Source organism: Pelagibius litoralis (assembly GCF_011683915.1).
Taxonomy (GTDB): domain Bacteria; phylum Pseudomonadota; class Alphaproteobacteria; order Kiloniellales; family Kiloniellaceae; genus Pelagibius; species Pelagibius litoralis.
This window is the reverse complement of record NZ_JAAQPH010000004.1, coordinates 264,220-282,900: the sequence shown is the minus strand read 5'-3', so window position 1 is coordinate 282,900 and position 18,681 is coordinate 264,220. Positions and strand designations below refer to the sequence as shown.

The window sequence follows — 18,681 nt, the reverse complement described above, 5'->3', positions numbered from 1 at the left end:
GCCGCCAAGGCGGTGCTACTGATAGTCGCTGGATAGGGTAAAATCAAAGAAAACCTTACACTAAAAGCGCAGCCTGGACCCGCGCCAAGAAAGGTTGACAGGGGCAGCCCGGGCTCCCTAGCTATGGGGCCCCCTATCCTGCCCGGGACGGAAACCCGGGCGGCCGGCAGCCCCCAGCCTGGATAACCGGGCCGGGGCAACGGGCCTTGGGATGCAAGATTGGACGGACTTTGAGCGATCAGCGGCAAATCACGGAGCCGGTTGGAACGGCGGACGCACCGCAGGCCGGGTCGACGGCGGACTTCGGCCGTGAGGCGCCCTTTATGCTCGACTGCGGGGTGGAGCTGGGGCCTTTCACCCTGGCCTACCAGACCTACGGCAGGCTGAATGCCGACAAATCCAACGCCATCCTGGTCTGCCACGCCCTGACCGGCGACCAGTTCGTGGCCGAAACCCACCCGGTGACCGGCAAACCCGGCTGGTGGAGCCTGATGGTCGGCCCGGGCCTGGCGCTCGACACCGACCGCTACTTCGTCATCTGCATCAACGTGCTGGGCGGCTGCATGGGCACCACCGGCCCGAAGTCGATCAACCCGGCAAGCGGCGAGCCCTGGGCACTGGACCTGCCCGTCATCACCCTGGGCGACATGGTGCGCGCGCAGAAACTGCTGATCGACCATCTGGGAATCGACAAGCTGTTCTGCGTGACCGGCGGATCGATGGGCGGCATGCAGGTGCTGCAGTGGGCGGCCAGCTATCCGGAAAAGGTTTTCGCGGCGATCCCGATTGCCACGGCAGCGCGCCACACGGCGCAGAACATCGCTTTCCACGAGGTGGGCCGCCAGGCGATCATGGCGGATCTGGACTGGTGCGGCGGGCGCTACCTGGCGGAGGGCCGGAACCCGGACCGCGGCCTGGCCGTCGCCCGCATGACAGCCCACATCACCTATCTCTCGGAACCGGCGCTGCATCGCAAGTTCGGCCGCCGGCTGCAGGACCGCAAAGGCCTGACCTTCGGCTTCGATGCCGACTTTCAGGTCGAAAGCTATCTGCGCCATCAGGGCGCCAGTTTCGTGCAGCGCTTCGACGCCAACTCCTACCTCTACATCACCCGGGCGATGGACTACTTCGACCTGGCAGAGGAGTTCGGCGGCAAGCTGGCCAACGCATTCCGCTCTACGCCGGTGCGCTTCTGCGTCATCTCCTTTTCCAGCGACTGGCTGTTTCCCACGGCGGAGAACCGCGATGTCGTCCACGCCCTGAACGCCGCCGCCGCGGATGTCAGCTTCGTGGAGATCGAAAGCGATGCGGGCCACGATGCCTTCCTGCTGGACGAACCGGAGTTCAGGGATACGCTGTGCGGCTTCCTGAACGGCTGTGCCGAGCACCGCGGACTGAGTTTTCCGTGAAACCCTGTTCGACAAAGGCGTCTCGATGAGTCCGCTCGACAATCCTTCCGCGACCCAGGCCGCCGCGCTGCGCAGCGACCTCGCCCTTATCGCCGGGATGGTGGAACCGGGCGCGCGGGTGCTCGATATCGGCTGCAGTGACGGCGCCCTGCTGGACCACCTGGCGCGCCACCGTCAGGTCGTGGGCCGCGGCATGGAACTCTCTCAGCGCAATGTGAACGCCTGCGTCGCGCGCGGCCTTTCGGTTATTCAGGGCGACGCCGATACCGACCTGGGTGACTACCCCAGCGACGCCTTCGATTATGCGATCCTGAGCCTGACCCTGCAGGCCACACGGGATCCGCGACAGGTGCTGGAGCAGATGGCGCGCATCGGCCGCCATGCCATCGTCTCCTTCCCCAATTTCGGTCACTGGCGGGTGCGCTTGCACCTGGCGTTCCGGGGCCGGATGCCGGTAACCGACTCTATTCCGGAGGCTTGGTACGAGACGCCGAACATCCATTTCTGCACCATCAGGGACTTCACCGATCTCTGCCATGCCTGCGGCATGGAGATTGAGGAAACCCTGGTGCTGGGCGGCGACCGCCTGCAAAGCGGCCTTGGCGGCGGACGCCTGGCCAACCTGCTGGGCGAGAAAGCAATCTTCCGCCTGAAGAAGGACTAGCGGACTGTGGCGACCGTTTAAACCGCGCCAGCGAAAACCATGCCGCAAGACGATCCGCAAAACGACAGGCTGTACCGGGACCGGGAACTGGCACAGTTCTACGATCTGGAAAACGGCTGGGCGCCCGATTTCGAATACTGCCTGCAACTGGCGAAACCTGCCGGGTCGGTTCTCGATCTCGGCTGCGGCACCGGCCAGCTGGCGACGCGCCTCGCCACGAATAGAAGCGCGGGCGGCAGAGAAGTGACCGGCGTCGATCCGGCGGCGGCGATGCTCGACATCGCACGGCAGCGACCCGGCGGTGACAAGGTCACTTGGCGCGAGGCGGATGCCCGAACAGTCAGGCTCGGCCGGCAGTTCGATCTCGTCCTGCTGACCGGCCACGCCTTTCAGGCCTTCCTCACCGACAGCGATCAGCAGGCGGCGCTGGCCACCGTCGCCGCCCACCTGGCGCCGCAGGGCCGCTTCATCTTCGATACCCGCAACCCTGCCGCCGGGGCCTGGCGGGGTTGGGTCGCGGAAAGCTCGCAACGCAGTTTGATGCATCCGCAGCTTGGCAGGGTCGAAGCCTGGAACGACGCGAACCATGATGCGAAAACCGGCATTGTCACCTATGAAACGCACTACCGGATCGCCAGCAGCGAACGAGTCTTGTCGGCGACATCGAAGATTCGTTTTACGCCTCACGATAGACTCGCGGCGATACTGGCGGACGCGGGCCTGGCGGTCGACGAATGGCTCGGCGACTGGGAAGGCGGCGCCTATGCGGCAAATTCTCGGGAGATCATTCCCCTGGGCCGCCTCGCCTAAAGCGTCTTCGACTTGCGTCGATACGGTTCCAGCCCGCACCCCCTCCCGGCCACCCAATGCCATTATGATATGGGTGGCCGGGAGGGGGTGCGGGCCGGCGCCGTCTAAACCAAAAAAGTCTAAAGCCCCAGGGTCAGACGCAGCAGGTAGGCCGCAGCGGCCAGGGTGCCGACCCCGGCCATCCAAAGAAAGACAAACCAGAGGAACCGCCGCAGCGCCGGCTTCAGGCCGCCGTTTCCGTCGCGATCACCGGTCAATGATAGCCGTCCCCGGGCCTCACCTTGCCGCGAAACACCCAGTAGGCATAACTGGTATAGCCAAGGATCAGCGGCAGCAGGATCGCCGCACCGACAAGCATGAAACCAAGCGTCTTATCCGGCGCCGCCGCCTGCCAGAGGGTCACGTCGGGCGGAACGATGTTGGGATAGAGGCTGAGCCCAAGCCCGGCATAGGAAAGAACGAAGAGCCCCAGCGAGAGCACGAAGGGCAGCACCTCGCGGCGTTGCCTGATCGCGCGGTAAAGACCGAGGGCACTGACCAGGACCAGGATCGGCACCGGCGACAGATAGAGCAGGCCGGGCCAGGAAAACCAGCGCCCGGCAATTTCCGCATTCAGCAGCGGCGTCCAAAGACTGACGATCCCGATGCAGAAGACCAAACCCGCCGCCAGGCCCGTCATAAGGTCATAGACGCGCGCCTGCAGCGGACCTTCGGTCTTCATCACCAGCCAACCGGCACCGAGCAGCGCATAGCCGACCACCAGGGCAAAGCCGGTGAAGAGGCTGAACGGTGTCAGCCAGTCGAACCAGCCACCGGCATAGGCGCGGTCCTGAACCTCGATCCCCTGGATGAAGGCGCCGAGCACAACACCCTGACAGAAAGTCGCCAGGATCGAACCGCCGGCGAAAGCCAGATCCCAAAGCGGCTTGTGCCTGGCATCCTTGAAACGGAACTCGAAAGCCACACCGCGGAAGATCAACGCCAGCAGCATGGCGATCAGCGGCGCGTAGAGAGATGTCAGAATCACCGAATAGGCCAGAGGGAAAACCGCAAAGAGACCACCGCCGCCGAGAACCAGCCAGGTCTCGTTGCCGTCCCACACCGGCGCCACGCTGTTCATCATGACGTCGCGGTTCTGTTCACCCTTGATGAGCGGGAAGAGGATGCCGATGCCGAGATCAAAACCGTCGAGAATCACGTAGATCAGAACCGCCAGCGCGATCAGAAGACCCCAGATAAGTGCCAGATCGAACATGCTGCTGCCTCCTCCTTTATTCCGCCGGCCGGGGCGGCGGGACCGAAGCGATACCGGCGGCGCGCAGCGGTGCGTCACCTTGCGGTCCCGGCTCATCGGCGCGCGGCGGCTGGCGCATGAGCCGAAGCAGATAGTAGATGCCCGCCCCGAAGACCACGAAGTAGACCACCGCGAAAGCCGCCAGCGAGGTGCCGACCGCCAGGGCATCGATGGGCGATACCCCGTCCGACGTGCGCAGCAGGCCATACACCAGATAAGGCTGACGCCCGACCTCCGTCGTGAACCAGCCGGCGAGGACGGCCACGAATCCGCTGGGACCCATCACCAGGGCCAAGCGCAGAAACCAGGGCTGATCATACAGCCGGCCGCGCCAGCGCATGAAAAGGCTGAGCCCGCCGACCAAGATCATCAGCAGGCCGAGGCCCACCATGATGCGAAAGCTCCAGAACACGATCGCCGCGTTCGGGCGATCCTCCGGCGGCCAGTCTTTCAGTCCCTGCACCTCGCCGTCCCACTCGTGGGTCAGGATCAGGCTGCCGAGCTTGGGAATGGCGACTTCGAAATGCGTCACCTCGGCCGCCATATCCGGCAAGCCGAAGAGAACCAGCGGGGCGCCGCGCCGGGTTTCCCAGTGCCCCTCCATCGCCGCGACCTTGGCCGGTTGATGCTCCAGGGTGTTGAGGCCGTGCAGGTCCCCGGCAACAAGCTGCAGCGGCGCCACCAGCAGGGCCATCCACATGGCCATGGAAAACATGATCTGCGCGGCCTTGTTCTGCTTGTCCTTCAACAGATGATAGGCGCCCACCGCAGCAACGACGAAGGCCGTCGTCAGGTAGGCGGCCAGCACCATATGAACCAGGCGATAGGGAAAGGAGGGGTTGAAAACGATCAGCCACCAGTCGACCGGAACGAACTGGCCGTTCTCGATGGCAAAGCCCTGAGGCGTCTGCATCCAGGAATTCGCCGAGAGAATCCAGAAGGCGGAGAAAAGCGTGCCGACGCCGACCATGAGCGTGGAGAAGAAATGCAGTTTCGGGCCCACACGGTTCATGCCGAACAACATGACGCCCAGGAAACCGGCCTCCAGGAAGAAGGCGGTCAAGACCTCATAGCCCAGCAGCGGGCCGAGGACCGGACCGGTCATGTCCGAGAAAGGCCCCCAGTTGGTGCCGAACTGGTAGCTCATCACGATGCCGGAGACGACGCCCATACCGAAAGACAGGGCGAAAATCTTGGACCAGTACTTGTAGAGCCGCAGGTAGACATCCTGCTTCTTGGCAAGCCAGAGCCCTTCCAGCACCACCAGATAACTGGCCAGGCCGATGGTAAAGGACGGAAAGACGATGTGGAACGCGACGGTAAAGGCGAACTGCGCCCGGGCCAGAACTGTCGCATCGAAGAAATCACTCATGACGTTCTCGCTTCGACTTCTGTGATGTCGGTCCGAATGTCACGGGTCTGAACGTGAGGGGGTCGGAATGTCATGGACCTGATATAGAGGCCGTCCTGCCCCTTTCGGAATGAGACGCAGCGCCGCTGCAACCATTTGCCGCAGTGTCGTTGGCGCAACCCCGTCGTGGCCATGCTGGATGGCGGCGGCACGGATAGGGGGCAGAAGCGGTCTTTTCTCAAGGCTCTCAGTTAAGCCCTCACCCCGCCGAAACGATACGGCGGGCTTTATGGCTCTAAGCTAACATCCCAGGCGCCCGACATCGACCATGCTGTCGGACAGTTCTCGAGAGGACCGCAATCCCTGTTTCCCAACCTGGATGGCTGGTACAGTAAAGGAACAGGCTGCTTCCCGCCCCGCTGACGCTGCGAACCACGGGTATGCCGCAAAAACTTTCGGATCTTAATCGCAAAACCGCATAGCGTTGCTGCACCGCGTCTCCGATTCTGGGAAAATCGCCCATCATGGTCCCGCAGAGGACGGAAAGGCGGATTCGAAACACGCCGAAGTTTAGAGGGGATTGACGGGTGCGCGGTGACCGAAAAGAGCCGATCCTATACCGGATCCATCCCCTATGGCTGCTGACCGGGTATATCAGTGTCGCCCTTGCGCCCCTGGCTTTGGCTTACGCCCAAGGCATCGAGCCGCGGGGGTTCCGAGACGAGCTTTCCTCAGCGCTCGCCATGGTCGCCTTCGCCATGCTGCTGATGGAATTCGTGCTCTCTGGCCGGTTCCGGGCCGTGTCGGGCCGTGTCGGAATCGATCTGACCATGCGATTTCATCAGCTGATCGCGCGTTCACTCGTCGTCTTCATACTCATCCACCCCTTTCTCTACGCGACGCCGCTCAAACACACCTTACCTTGGGATCCAAGCGGCCAGTACGCACTGGGTCTCGACGCGGCTTCGGTCGCCACCGGGGTTGTCGCCTGGATTCTGTTGGCGATACTGATCCTGTTGGCGATAGGCCGCGACAAGCTGCCCTACCGATACGAAACCTGGCGCCTCTCCCACGGTCTGGGGGCCGCCGCCATCGCCATTGCCGGCGCACACCATGCCATCGAGGCCGGGCGCTACAGCGGGCATCCGACGCTGGAAACGTTCTGGCTTGTCATGGTCGCCATCGCCTTGCTGACACTGCTTGTGGTCTACCTGGTGACGCCATTTCGACAACTGCGCCATCGCTATCGGGTCGTCTCGGTGGAGCAGGCCGCCCTCAAAACCTGGACTGTCGTAATTGAGCCGCTTCGCGGTCAGGCCATCGACTTCCAGGCCGGACAGTTCGTCTGGCTGACTTTGGGCCGCCAGCCCTTCGCAATCACCGAGCACCCCTTTTCGATCAGCTCCTGCCCGGCGGACCGGCCAAGACTTGGCTTCACGATCAAGGAGGTCGGCGATTTCACCGATACCATCGGTGCTCTGCCACTCGGCACCAGCGCCTACGTCGACGGGCCGCACGGCAATTTGACCCTGTCCGGCAGGACGGCCGCCGGGCTGATCCTTATCGCTGGCGGTGTCGGCATCGCGCCCATCATGAGCATTCTGCGCCAACTGCACGCCGAGCGGGACCCGCGGCCAATGAAGCTCGTCTACGGCAATCGCTTGGCCGAACAGATCTTGTACCGCGCCGAACTTGACGACTTGGCAAAGCGCCTGCGGCTCGATGTCCACTTGGTCCTCTCGGAACCGCCCAACTTGTGGGATGGGCCGAGGGGACAACTCGACGGGCCGGTCTTGGCGCAACTGCTCGACATCGAAAATGCCGCCGACTGGCTCTATGTCGTTTGCGGCCCGGCAGCGATGATCGACAGCGTCGAAGAAACACTGGAGAAGCTTGGCGTGCCGATGCGCCAAATCGTCTCCGAAAAATTCAGCTACGATTGAACAGGGTCACCAATGCGCCACCGACTTCTCTTATGGACTTTTTGGGGTGTCAGCTTCGCGGTCTTGGCGGCATCGCTTGCCTTCGCTTTGCGCTAGACCGGATCAGGTCAGCTTGGGCGTCTTCTCGCGGTGAACGCGCCCGGCGGCCTGGGGCAACTGAACCACCACCGGCCGGCCAAGGCGGCGCGGCGCCCGCTTCATGGTGCCGGCATAGAGCTGCTTGCCGGACTCGATCATCACCACACCGGCAAAGGTGGGAAAGAAGCGCGCACCGATACGCTCAAAAGCCGGCGCCGAGCGCAGCAGCGTATGCGACCGGGTCGGCGGCACGTAGAGCGCCCGCTCGGTGCGGGCCGGAATGAACATGTTGTCGCGCAGCAATCGTGAAAGCTGGGCGCCGCTGTAGGGATGCCCCCAGCCCAACGGCGTACGGTCCGAGCGCGCCCAGATGCCACGGCGGTTCGGCACCACCACCAGCAGCCGGCCGTCACCGGTCAACACGCGCCAGATCTCCCGCAGCAGGGCACGCAGGGCTTCGCTGTTCTCCAGACCATGCACCAGCAGAACGCGGTCGACGGAGTAATCGGGCAGCGGTAGTTCGGTCTCCTCGACCAGCGACACCACGCCCGGCCCTTCCGGCGGCCAATGCAGCACCCCCTGGGAGGCCGGCATGAAAGCCAGGGTCCGTTCGGTCTGGTTCTTGAACTGACGCAGATAGGGGGTGGCGAAACCCAGGCCCAGCAGGGTCTGGCCAGTCAAGTCCGGCCAGATGGAGCGCACCGCGCGGCGCACCATATGGCGCGCCACCTGGCCGCGGCGGGTTTCATAAAACTCCCGCAGATCAACGACATCATGCCACATAACGGACCTTCTTTAGCACAACGGGGCGCCGCTTGCGACCTTCGGGCCGTTATGGTTAATCCATCCTTAACAGCCAGCCCCGCCCCGCTACCGGCAGAAAAGGAGCGCGCATCATGGACGCCGCCGGCATCATCGCCCAGCTTGACCTGCAGCCGCACCCGGAGGGCGGCCACTTCCGCGAGACTTTCCGCGACCCCGCCCCGGCGGACGGACGCCCTGCTTCGACGGCGATCTACTATCTGCTGGCGGCCGGCGAACACTCCCACTGGCACCGGGTCGATGCGGCGGAGGTCTGGCACTGGTACGCCGGCGCGCCGCTGGTCCTGACCCTCTCAGCTGATGGACATGACGCCGAGGCCCAGACCCTGGGGCCGGAGCTGGCGGTCCGGCAGCGCCCGCAGATCGTCGTGCCCGCCGGGGTCTGGCAGACCGCCGAATCGCTGGGCGCCTGGACCCTGGTCGGCTGTACCGTGGCGCCCGGTTTTCAGTTTGAGGGTTTCGAAATGGCGCCGCCGGACTGGCGACCCCTGCCCCGCCAAAGCCAATAGAAGCCCGTCACGTTTTGCGGAGCAGGTCTTTCGAGGCAAGCAACGCCCCGGCGACGATCAGCAGGCAGGCCAGGGCGATCACCCAGGTCGCCGCCGCTTTGCCGAAGGCGACCAGCACCAGGGTGGAGAGCAGCGGCGCGCCGTAGGACAGCGCGCCCAGCACCTGGATGTTGCCGTGCTTGGTGCCGTAGTCCCAGACGAAAAAAGCAGCGCCGACCGGCCCGAGGCCAAGGCCCAGTACCGCCAGCCACTGGATGCCCTGGGGCACCGCCGTGCTTTCCAGGGTCAGGTGACAGGCAAGGCCGAGCAGCGCGACGACTCCGCAGAAGCCGCCGACAACCTCTGTCGGCACAGCGCCGAAACGCCGGTTCAGGACTGAGTAACTCGACCAGGTGAGCGCACAGGCGACGGCAGCGAGATAACCCAGGGTGAATTCCGCGCGAAAGGCGATCTGCCCGCCGCCGGTCACCAGCAAAGCCGCCCCGGCGAGCCCCAGCAGGGCGCCAGCCAGATGAAACCAGCGCAGCCGCTCCCCCGGCAGCAGGGCCGAGAAGACGACGATCAGCAGCGGCCAGAGGTAGGCGATCAGGCTGGCCTCCACCGCCGGGGCGTTGCCCAGGGCGACGAAATAGAAGAAGTGATAGCCGAAGAGGCCGCAGACCCCGAGCAGCCAGACCGCCGGGCGCTGCCGCCAGGCAGCGAAGCCACCGCCGCCGCGCAGCGCAATTATGACGACGCTGACCACGAAGGCCACGGCGAAGGTCATGGCCAGCAGCTGGAAGGGTGGAATGCCCGCCGCCCCGGTGGTGAAGAGCGCCAGGAGCGACCAGAGCAGCACGGCGATGCCGCCGATCAGGGTGGCACGCAGGCGGCGGGCGGCGGTGGGATCGGGCAAAGGCGCAGGCATCAATGGCTGATAGCCCCCCGCGCCGCGCCTGGCAAGTCAGCTGCTGTTTCGTTTCTGCAATGCCAAAGCGATGATGCGCTCGGTCTCCGCCCAGAGACCGTAACCCGCAAGGTCCGACGGATCGGCCCAGACTACCTCTGACGCATCGTGGCCGGCGCGGGCTTCGCCCGCCCGCCATTCGGCCAGCAGGTCGATCAGCGTGTAGTGATACTGAACCGCGTCGCCGGCATCGCGGGTGATGGAGTCTACCACGTCGACAAGCGGGCCGACCGCGATCTCCAATCCGGTTTCTTCGCGCACCTCCCGCGCGGCCGCCTCTTCGATGCGCTCACCGAGGCGCTGGCGCCCGCCGGGCAGCGACCACTGGCCTTCGCGCGGCGGCTTGCCGCGGCGGATCAGCAGCACGCGCTCCCCCTTGAAGACGATGACGCCGACACCGATCAACGGCCGGTTGGGATAGTCGTTCATGCGGCGCGACCTTTATCGCCCGTGCCCGCTTCGGGCAGGAGGAAACCGCTGTAGGCGATCAGCAGGCCGATGAGCGGCAGGGCAATGGCCACATCGAAAGTGAAGCGCCCGGTCTCCACCCTTTCCCGACCGCGAATTTCCGGCCAGAACGGTCGCGGCAGCGGCAATCCCAGCAGCACGACGCCGCAAAGCTGGAGGTCCAGTCCCTCCGCCGTTGCGCGCGGCCGGATCGTGAAGCGGCTGGGACCAAAGCTTTCGTACAGCAGGTCGGGCTGTCCCGGCAGACCGCCCTGCCGGCTGCGCAACCGATGGCCGCCGAAATCCCGGTCCCAGGTCTCAACGCCCCGCGCGGTGCTGAAACAGACGCGCACCGCGACGTCCTCACCCCCGGGCGGGAATCCGAAGAGGCCGGCAATGACGCGCGCCAGCGGATGACCGCCGCGTTCGATCCGGCACCGCCCGGCGGCACAGAGCCGTCCGGGATGATCGTGCAGACGCCGAACCTCCGGCGGCAGACGGTCGAAATCGCCGCCGAGCACGCGGCGGTAAAGCGGCAAGGAGGTTTCCACCGCAGCAGTCACGAGAGAAACCGGCGGCGCAGATCCGGGCCGGGAACCATGCAGTGGTCATAGCGCCCGAAGAGGCGGTAGCGGTTGCGCGCCACCCGGTCGTAGAACCAGTCACGCAGCCCGCGCGGGAGAACACGCAGAATAGTGAGCCAGGACCAGGGCGCCTTCAGGCCGCGGGCGATCCGAAGCGCCGCATCGGACTTCAGATAGACCGTTCCGTCATCGATCACCACGACCGAGTCCCAGTCCTCAACAGCCTGCCCGTAGGCGATGAGAGCCTGCCGACCGGGCGGCGACTGGATGGGGGCAAAGTGAAACGTGGGCATGCGCTCATGCCTCAGGACGAACTGCATCGACCCGTTGCAGAGCACACAGACCCCGTCGAAGAGAATCAGCCTCGACGGCAGGGGCGCCTGACGCGGAGGGTTCTCAGAAAATTCGGATTCCAAGACCGGCCCATCAGGCCATGTACTGGCCGCCGTTGGCGCTGAGCGTCGCACCGGTGATGAAACCGGAGTCCTCCGCCGCCAGGAAGACGACGCAGCGCGCGATCTCTTCCGGCTCGCCCAGGCGGCCCACCGGGATCAGCGGCAGAATTTTGGTATTCAGTATCTCTTCCGGCACCGCGCGCACCATCTCGGTGCCGATATAGCCCGGGGCGACGGCGTTGACGGTGATGCCCTTGAAGGCATTTTCCTGGGCCACCGCCTTGGTGAAGCCGAAGACGCCGGCCTTGGCCGCGGAGTAGTTGGCCTGGCCGAGTTGGCCCTTCTGGCCGTTGATGGAGGAGATCGAGATGATGCGCCCATAGTTACGGCCGCGCATGCCTTCGATGACATTGCGGGTCATGTTGAAAAGCGAGTCCAGATTGGTGGACATGACGGCCCGCCAGTTCTCGACGGACATACGGTGCAGGGTGCCGTCGCGGGTGATACCGGCATTGTTCACCAACACATCCACCGGGCCGAGTTCGCCCTCGACCTGGGCGATACCGGCCTTGCAGGCCTCGAAGTCGCCGACATCCCACTTGTAGACGGCAATACCGTTTTCGTCCTTGAACTTGCTGGCGGCCTCGTCATTGCCGCCGTAGCTGGCCGCCACGGTGTAGCCAGCGTCCTTCAAGGCAATCGAAATCGCCGCACCAATTCCACGGGTCCCCCCCGTTACCAAAGCCACACGCGCCATCGCCGAACCTCCCCGTTTAAAGTTCCAGGCCGCCAGTCGGGCCGCCATACCCACCGCCGCCTGGCGTTTCGTCATGAACCCCATAGTCAGCGGTCTTAAACATCAAAACACGGATCGCGAGAGCCGCCAACCGCTGCGCGCGCAGCTTGCGTGGAATTTGCGTGGCTGCGCCGCTGTCTCCCGGGGGCACAGCCCGGTAAGCGAAAACCGGCCCGCAAAGATGCGGGCCGGCTGACGCTTCAGTAAGGGATCGGGAGTCTGTGCCCGCCTGTGCTATCAGTCCCGTTCGAGGCACATGGCGATGCCCATGCCGCCGCCGATGCAGAGCGTGGCGAGGCCCTTCTTGGCATCGCGCTTGGCCATTTCGTGCAGCAGCGTGACCAGAACGCGGGCACCGGAAGCCCCGATCGGGTGGCCGAGGGCGATGGCGCCGCCGTTCACGTTCACCTTGTCGGTATCCCAGCCCATGTCCTTGTTGACCGCCAGGGCCTGGGCCGCAAAAGCCTCGTTGGCCTCGACAAGATCGAGATCGCCGACCGACCAGCCGGCCTTTTCAAGCGCCTTGCGGCTGGAGGGAATGGGCCCGGTGCCCATGATCGAAGGATCGACGCCGCAGGTCGCCCAGGAAACGATCCGCGCCAGGGGCGCAACGCCGCGCGCGGCGGCGTCCTCGGCCGACATCAGCACCACCGCAGCGGCACCGTCGTTGATACCACTGGCGTTGCCGGCCGTGACCGAGCCCTCTTTATCGAAGGCCGGACGCAGACCGGAAAGCGATTCGGCGGTCACGCCGTGACGCGGGTACTCGTCGGCATCGACGATGGTCTCGCCCTTACGGGTCTTGATGGTGACCGGAACGATTTCGTCATTGAAACGGCCGGCCTTCTGCGCCGCTTCGGCCTTGTTCTGCGAGGCGGCGGCGAAGGCGTCCTGTTCTTCGCGGGTGATCTGCCACTGCTTGGCCACGTTCTCCGCCGTATTGCCCATGTGATAGCCGTTGAAGGCATCCCAGAGGCCGTCCTTGATCATCGAGTCGATGAACTTCAGATCGCCCATCTTCTGGCCATTGCGCAGATGCGCCACATGGGGCGCCAGGCTCATGCTTTCCTGACCGCCGGCAACGACGATGCGGGAATCGCCGACCTGTACCGCCTGGGAGCCGATGGCCACGGCCCGCAGGCCCGAGCCGCAGAGCTGATTGATCTGGTAGGCCGTCTTCTCGACCGGAATGCCGGCTTCGATCGCGGCCTGGCGGGCGGGGTTCTGACCGGCGCCGGCTGTCAGGATCTGGCCCAGAACTGCCTCGTCCACCTCTTCGGCCTCAACCTTGGCCCGTTTCATGGCTTCCTTGACGGCGACCGCCCCCAGGGTGGAGGCCGGCACAGAAGACAGGCCGCCACTGAAAGCACCGACGGGGGTGCGGGCGGCGCCAGCGATTACGACTTCGGTCATGTTCGGAGTTCTCCCTTTTTGAGCGGCGCGCGCTTTCGGTGAGCAAAGCTGCGATCCGCGAACCGGGACCCCCGCTGCCTTCGGGGTGCCCTGCCTTGGTTAACCTCTCCCTTGATATAAGGACAGACGGGCGCTCGGTGCAAGCGGCGCGCTGGATTCCTTAGCGACTGTCTGCGGGCTGTTCCGTGATCCACTGCAGCATCGGCTCCCAGACCGTGGTCCTGGCCTGACCGCTGACCACCATGCCGATATGGCCGACCGCCGGACTGGCGGTTTCCGCGGCGGGCAAGGCCGCGGCCAGGGCGAGGGCGGAGGCGGGCGGAACGATCCGGTCCTGCGCCGGGATAACGCAGAGCGACGGCAGGGTGACTTTGGCCGGATCGACCGGCGTTCCGGCGAGCAACCAGCGGCCCTGCGCCGTCGCGTTGTCGCCATACCAACGCCCAAGACATTCCCGCGCCACCGCAGCCGCCAGGGGTATCCCGTCGTTCAGCCAGTCCTCCAGCGCCACGAAATTGTCCGCCTTGGCGCTGGTCTGATCCAGTTTTGCGAAGGCCAGGAACTTCCGCACCACCAGATGAGGGTCCAGGCTGGAAAAAAGCGCCTGCAGCAGATCCACCGGCATCTCGCCCATGATCTCCAGCAAAGGCGCGGCCAGCGGCAGGGTCGCGGCGGCGAGGCGGCTGTGCGGCGCGTTCTCGGCATGAAAGTCCCAAGGCGTGGCCATCAGCACGAGGCCCGGAAGATCGGCCTGCCGACGCGCCGCAAGCCCGAGAGCCAGCAGACCGCCCATGCAGTAACCCAGGGCCAGGGGCCGCCGGCCGCTTTCCTGCAGCACGAAGTCGAGGGCCCGCTCCAGACGCCCGGCGATGTAGTCGGTCAGGGTGAAAACCCGCTCCATCGCCGCCGGATGGCCCCAATCGACCAGCAGCGGGCGCAGGCCCTGGCCGGCCAACCAGCGCAGAAATGAGCGCTCGGCCGTCAGGTCCAGCACATAGGCCCGGTTGATCAGTGAGGGGATGACAAGCAGCGGCCGCGCATCTTTGGCGGCGCCGGCAAGGGCCCCGTAGTCGAGCAGACGGGTAGAGCCCTCCGACCACAGCACCGGGGGGTCGGTCAGTCTGCGCCTATAAGGGTGGTGACGATAGGCCTCAATGCCCTCAAAGAGGGTCGCCATGCGTCGCGCGACCTCTTTTTCGACGGCCCCGGAAAATGCTTCGAGCCTGCCGGCGGAGGCTTCGGGGTCGCCGCTAGCCTTCAGCCTTTGCCTTAGGTTTTCGGCGCGTTCGGCCAGTTCCCCCTTCCAGGGTAGCGATCCGCTGTTCCAAAGCGGCAAGGCGCTGCGTGAGGAGGCCCAGGTCAGGCTCGCCGCCATCAGGTGCAGCGGCAGCGGACGCGGCCCGAGACGAGCCGGTTCCGGTATCCTTGATTTCTGGGGCTTCTGGCCCGTCATGCTTATCCCGCCCCCCGGCCGCGCTGTGGTTCTTGGAGTTCCCCGGCGAGATCCCAGGCGAAGATCCCGGTTGCGCCGCAGCCATCATGCTGGCCATCGCAGCCGGCCAGGCGGCCCAGGCCGCCGGCAAACCGGCGGCCGTAACCCCGAGCGAGGCCATGACCCGCTGCATGGCTTCGGCAAAGTCCGGGTCCGCAGCCAACGCGGTCAATTGGTCCTGCCACAGGTCCACATAGCGCCGCGCCAACTCGTCAAGTTCGTCCGACTGGCTCATCTCCGGGCCAGTATAGCCCCCGTCGAGGGGCCCTGGCCAGATGAGCCCTGTCCTGATTTCCGGCCCGGCAACAGGCAGCGGCCTGCAAGAGAGGAGCGTTGACAGGCCGTGATGCGGCGCAGCAATATCCATTAGGCGTTGCGGATCTGCAGGCAGAGACCCGGGCCCCAGGGGCCGACAGGCTGCGATTCGGCAATCCGGCAACCAAAAGGAACGCTTGCCCCAGAGCCTTACGAACGCGGGGCATGACGGCGGGAAAGGCACGGGAACTTGGCTGGCACCAGCAAAGACGGCAAGAAACAGGGTGGGTCCGACGGCCCCATTACAATCAAGAAGTATGCGAACCGCCGTCTCTACAACACGGCCACGAGCAGTTATGTAACCCTGGATCACCTCTGCACCATGGTGCAGGAAGACGTCGACTTCGTTGTCTACGACGCCAAAAGCGGCGAAGACATCACCCGGGCGGTCCTCACCCAGATCATCGTCGAGGAAGAGTCCAAGGGCCAGAATCTGCTGCCGATCAATTTCCTCAGGCAGTTGATCGGCTTCTACGGCGATTCAATGCAGTGGATGGTCCCGCGCTACCTGGAGCACATGATGGAGGGCTTTTCCCAAAATCAGGACCAGATGCGCCAATCCATGCAAGAGACCTTCGGCAACATGTTCCCCTTCGGCAACCTTGAGGAAGTCGGCAAGCAGAACATGGCCCTGTTCGAAACCGCCATGCGGATGTTCTCCCCCTTCCCGCAGGATCAGGACGGCAAGGCGAACAAGCCGGCCGAGGGCGAAGGCGTCGGTAAGGAAGGCGACGGCAAGAAGGAAGCTTCGACCGAGTCGCTTGAGGTGTTGAAAGCGCAGCTTGATCAGCTGCAGCGGCAGATCAACACCATGACCAAGGACAAGGAATAGGGACTGCCTGAAGCTGCCTCGGCGGCTGCGTTCAGTCGCCGACGGCTGAAGATTTGATCCGGGCCTGATTGCCCTGCTGGAAGGTCAACAGCCGGTCGTCGATGTCCGGCCGGCCAAAATAGTAACCCTGCAGCAGATCCACCCCTTCAGCGGAGAGGTAGTCCGCCTCCTCCTTTGTTTCGACGCATTCGGCGACGGTCGAAACACCCAGCGTGCCAGCCAGCGCAAGCAGGTTGCGGATGAAGATCTGATTTTGCTTGTCCGACGTGATGTGATGGATGAAGGAGCCGTCGATCTTCACCACATCGACGGTCAGGGCCCGCAGATGGTGAAAGGTCGTAAAGCCGGCACCGAAATCATCCAGCGCCACCTCGCACCCAAGGCCGCGCAGGGAAAAGACAAAGCGCGAGGTTTCGTCGATGTCCATCAAGGCGGTCGTTTCGGTGATTTCGACGATCAGGCGCGACGCCAGGTCGCGGCGATCCTTCAGGCGGGCCACCAGGCCACGCTGCCAGGAGTGCTCGGTCGCCGTCAGTCCGGAGATATTGATCGCGAGATTCACGTTGGGAAAACGCTCAAGCGCAGCGATCGCCAGATCGCGCACCCGATTGTCGATCGAGCGCATCAGCCCGAGCTGTTCGATGGCGGGCACAAACTGCGCCGCAGGCACAAGCGCGCCCTCACGGTCATACATGCGCACCAGGCACTCAAAGTATCGCACGACGTGGGATTGGGCGTCGACGACCGGCTGATAGGCGAGGACGATCCGGTTGTCCTTCAAGGCCTGCTGAACTTCCTCACCGATGTCCATGGAGGCGCGGTAGTCCTGGCGCTGAGCCTCGGTCAACTCGAAGAAACGCAAGCAGTCGCGTCCGGCAGTCTTGGCCTGCTGCAGGGCACTTTCGGCCTTGGTCATCGCATCGACCGCCGTCTTGCTCTGAGCGGAAAAGGCCACGGAGCCGATCGACACGGTCACATGGATTTTCTCCTGCCCGACAACGATCGGCTGATCGCGCATCGACTGCAGAATACGTTCCGCGGCGATCTGCGCTTTCTCCTCGCTGCAGACAGACAGGAGCGCGCCAAAGCAATCGCCGCTCGGCCGGCCGATCACGTCGGCGGCGCGCAGCCAATTGTCGAGGCGCCGGCCGATTTCCACCAGTACCGCGTCTCCAACCTCATAGCCGTAGCCGGTGTTGATGCGGTCCAGATGGTCGACACCGATCACCATATAAACCCCGGGCTGCCCGAAGCGTTGCGACTGTGTCAGCGCGTGTTCCAGGGCTTCACGCATGCGAAGCTTATTATAGTGTCCGGTCAGGTCGTCGAAGTTGGCGAGGTACTGCAGCCGCTCTTCGTGTTTCTTGCGCAGGGTGACCAGACGGATAACGCCGGTCATGCGCGCCGGCGTTCCGGCCGCCGAGTACTGGACCGAGCCCCGGTCATGCAGCCACTGGAACTCGCCCTGCCCGCTGCGAATTCGATATTCGCAGTCATAGGCCGCCGAGCCGGCAAAGTGATCCGACAGGATCCGGCGGCGGCGCGGAATGTCCTCCGGGCTGATCCGCAGCTGCAGGTCTTCCCCGCTTGCCGGCACCGTCAGATTATCGGATTCGAACAGAGCCGCCACGTCGCCTGAAAAGGCAATGTGATCGGTGGCCAGGTCCCAATCGTAGACAACATCGCCGGAAGCCCAGAGCGCGCCCTTCAGGCGCTCCAGTTCCAAATGGCTATCGTCTTTTGCTATGGCATCGATCACGCCGGCGCACTCCTACCTGAAGCTGAACCCCCACATCCAGAACGGCTATACACAGAACTGATGTAAAAAGGTCTTCGGCCGATTTTTAGGTGCCCTTCGGCACCCGACTAACAATGAATGTGACAGTCACCCCTTAAAGAAAAATGAAACATCGCCAGCGATGACTTTATACTTTTCATTAACTATGATGTATTTCCGCTTCATATACACAACTATAGTAAGAATGATTTGTATTTTAGGTAATTTTATTGGTTAATATGTAAAGCATATTAGATTCAATGCTTGATAAATTTTTCATAAGATGCACATATTATAGGTGGGGATAGGATAGAGGAATTGAACTCAGACCGATGACCGGTGTTTCCAAACTTCTGCTGCTGCCAGCGCCCGACGCCAAGCCGTCGGCGCCGTCTGCGGTTGCGGCCCAGAACACCGGCACCCAGCAGGCCATCGAAGCGGTGGTCAGAAGCCCTGCAGCCGATCGCCGGGACGGGCAGACCGCCCAGCAGCGCGGTTCGGTGGAAGAGCGCCGCTGGCAGGAACAGCAGGGATCACAAGGGCGTAGCCGCGCCGTCCAGGTTCAGGAACCGGCAAAGGGCCGTCTGATCAGCTTCTCCGGGCTGACCTCGATGCCCTTCATGGTTCAGGTTCTCGGCCAGGAGCAGGCCCAGACCTCCCAAGGGTCCCGCGCCACCCCGCAGAGCGCCCTGTCACAGCATCGCGACGGTGCCCTGATGGGCAGCGACATCTACCGCAAAGCCGGCGGCGAGCCGGAGATTATGCCGGAAAGCGCGACCTTCATCCGCATCGCCGTCTAGATCG

General features: G+C 64.1%; 19 protein-coding genes. 7 read left to right on the top strand and 12 right to left on the bottom strand.

The features are described 5' to 3' along the window. Window positions 1-230: 230 nt before the first annotated feature. From metX to HBA54_RS07350, 3 genes are read left to right on the top strand one after another with little or no spacing between them, the layout of a single operon-like run. A complete protein-coding gene (metX, locus tag HBA54_RS07360; protein WP_205944468.1) occupies window positions 231-1,409 on the top strand; it encodes a homoserine O-acetyltransferase MetX in 1,179 nt (392 codons plus the stop codon). A 25-nt stretch (window positions 1,410-1,434) separates the two neighbouring features. Continuing rightward, complete coding sequence (metW, locus tag HBA54_RS07355) at window positions 1,435-2,073, top strand: methionine biosynthesis protein MetW (protein WP_167222936.1); 639 nt, start codon at window positions 1,435-1,437, stop codon at window positions 2,071-2,073. Between the two features lie 39 nt (window positions 2,074-2,112). After that, window positions 2,113-2,883 (top strand): class I SAM-dependent methyltransferase, encoded by a 771-nt coding sequence (locus HBA54_RS07350; protein ID WP_167222934.1) that lies wholly within the window; start codon window positions 2,113-2,115, stop codon window positions 2,881-2,883. Between the two features lie 119 nt (window positions 2,884-3,002). On the opposite strand, the gene HBA54_RS07345 is transcribed toward HBA54_RS07350, so the two are convergent. The 3 genes from HBA54_RS07345 to HBA54_RS07335 are packed head-to-tail and all read right to left on the bottom strand — an operon-like array spanning window position 3,003 to window position 5,549. Next, complete coding sequence (locus HBA54_RS07345) at window positions 3,003-3,140, bottom strand: DUF2474 family protein (protein WP_205944467.1); 138 nt, start codon at window positions 3,138-3,140, stop codon at window positions 3,003-3,005. Further along, a complete protein-coding gene (gene cydB / locus HBA54_RS07340; RefSeq protein WP_167222932.1) occupies window positions 3,137-4,138 on the bottom strand; it encodes a cytochrome d ubiquinol oxidase subunit II in 1,002 nt (333 codons plus the stop codon). The genes HBA54_RS07345 and cydB overlap by 4 nt, the downstream gene beginning before the upstream one ends. A 16-nt stretch (window positions 4,139-4,154) precedes the next feature. Next, window positions 4,155-5,549 carry a cytochrome ubiquinol oxidase subunit I gene (locus tag HBA54_RS07335; RefSeq protein WP_167222930.1) on the bottom strand — a complete coding sequence of 465 codons (1,395 nt, stop codon included), beginning with the start codon at window positions 5,547-5,549 and terminating at the stop codon, window positions 4,155-4,157. Window positions 5,550-6,115: 566 nt separating this feature from the next. On the opposite strand from HBA54_RS07335, the gene HBA54_RS07330 reads away from it, so the two are divergent. Beyond that, on the top strand, window positions 6,116-7,471 hold the full coding sequence (locus tag HBA54_RS07330; protein ID WP_167222928.1) for a ferredoxin reductase family protein: 1,356 nt from the start codon (window positions 6,116-6,118) through the stop codon (window positions 7,469-7,471). Window positions 7,472-7,573: 102 nt separating this feature from the next. Here the strand turns inward: HBA54_RS07330 and HBA54_RS07325 are convergent, their stop codons facing one another. Beyond that, window positions 7,574-8,332, bottom strand: coding sequence for a class I SAM-dependent methyltransferase (locus HBA54_RS07325; RefSeq protein WP_167222926.1), 759 nt, complete (start codon window positions 8,330-8,332; stop codon window positions 7,574-7,576). 113 nt (window positions 8,333-8,445) lie between these two features. On the opposite strand from HBA54_RS07325, the gene HBA54_RS07320 reads away from it, so the two are divergent. Then, the gene (locus HBA54_RS07320; RefSeq protein ID WP_167222924.1) at window positions 8,446-8,880 is read left to right on the top strand and encodes a cupin domain-containing protein; all 435 of its coding nucleotides are present in this window, start codon (window positions 8,446-8,448) and stop codon (window positions 8,878-8,880) included. Window positions 8,881-8,887: 7 nt separating this feature from the next. On the opposite strand, the gene yddG is transcribed toward HBA54_RS07320, so the two are convergent. The 7 genes from yddG to HBA54_RS07285 all read right to left on the bottom strand — a co-directional run bounded on the left by yddG (window position 8,888) and on the right by HBA54_RS07285 (window position 14,914). Continuing rightward, window positions 8,888-9,787 carry an aromatic amino acid exporter YddG gene (yddG, locus tag HBA54_RS07315; RefSeq protein ID WP_167222922.1) on the bottom strand — a complete coding sequence of 300 codons (900 nt, stop codon included), beginning with the start codon at window positions 9,785-9,787 and terminating at the stop codon, window positions 8,888-8,890. A 36-nt stretch (window positions 9,788-9,823) separates the two neighbouring features. Beyond that, window positions 9,824-10,255, bottom strand: a complete 432-nt coding sequence (locus HBA54_RS07310) for an NUDIX hydrolase (RefSeq protein ID WP_167222919.1) — start codon at window positions 10,253-10,255, stop codon at window positions 9,824-9,826. Further along, a complete protein-coding gene (locus tag HBA54_RS07305; protein ID WP_167222917.1) occupies window positions 10,252-10,812 on the bottom strand; it encodes a DUF4166 domain-containing protein in 561 nt (186 codons plus the stop codon). Before HBA54_RS07305 ends, HBA54_RS07310 begins: the two co-directional genes overlap by 4 nt. Window positions 10,813-10,832: 20 nt before the next feature. Further along, entirely contained in the window at window positions 10,833-11,273 is a 441-nt protein-coding gene (locus tag HBA54_RS07300; protein WP_205944466.1) for a thiol-disulfide oxidoreductase DCC family protein, read from the bottom strand. A gap of 10 nt (window positions 11,274-11,283) precedes the next feature. Next, window positions 11,284-12,009: an acetoacetyl-CoA reductase gene (gene phbB, locus HBA54_RS07295; protein ID WP_167223085.1), complete on the bottom strand. Its 726-nt coding sequence runs from the start codon at window positions 12,007-12,009 to the stop codon at window positions 11,284-11,286. Window positions 12,010-12,285: 276 nt separating this feature from the next. Next, entirely contained in the window at window positions 12,286-13,461 is a 1,176-nt protein-coding gene (locus tag HBA54_RS07290) for an acetyl-CoA C-acetyltransferase (RefSeq protein WP_167222915.1), read from the bottom strand. A 160-nt stretch (window positions 13,462-13,621) separates the two neighbouring features. Then, complete coding sequence (locus tag HBA54_RS07285; protein ID WP_167222913.1) at window positions 13,622-14,914, bottom strand: alpha/beta fold hydrolase; 1,293 nt, start codon at window positions 14,912-14,914, stop codon at window positions 13,622-13,624. Window positions 14,915-15,458: 544 nt separating this feature from the next. On the opposite strand from HBA54_RS07285, the gene phaR reads away from it, so the two are divergent. Then, window positions 15,459-16,100, top strand: coding sequence for a polyhydroxyalkanoate synthesis repressor PhaR (gene phaR / locus HBA54_RS07280; RefSeq protein ID WP_167222911.1), 642 nt, complete (start codon window positions 15,459-15,461; stop codon window positions 16,098-16,100). 31 nt (window positions 16,101-16,131) lie between these two features. On the opposite strand, the gene HBA54_RS07275 is transcribed toward phaR, so the two are convergent. Further along, window positions 16,132-17,859: a putative bifunctional diguanylate cyclase/phosphodiesterase gene (locus tag HBA54_RS07275; protein WP_167222909.1), complete on the bottom strand. Its 1,728-nt coding sequence runs from the start codon at window positions 17,857-17,859 to the stop codon at window positions 16,132-16,134. A 350-nt stretch (window positions 17,860-18,209) separates the two neighbouring features. On the opposite strand from HBA54_RS07275, the gene HBA54_RS07270 reads away from it, so the two are divergent. After that, a complete protein-coding gene (locus HBA54_RS07270; RefSeq protein WP_167222907.1) occupies window positions 18,210-18,677 on the top strand; it encodes a hypothetical protein in 468 nt (155 codons plus the stop codon). Window positions 18,678-18,681: the final 4 nt, after the last annotated feature.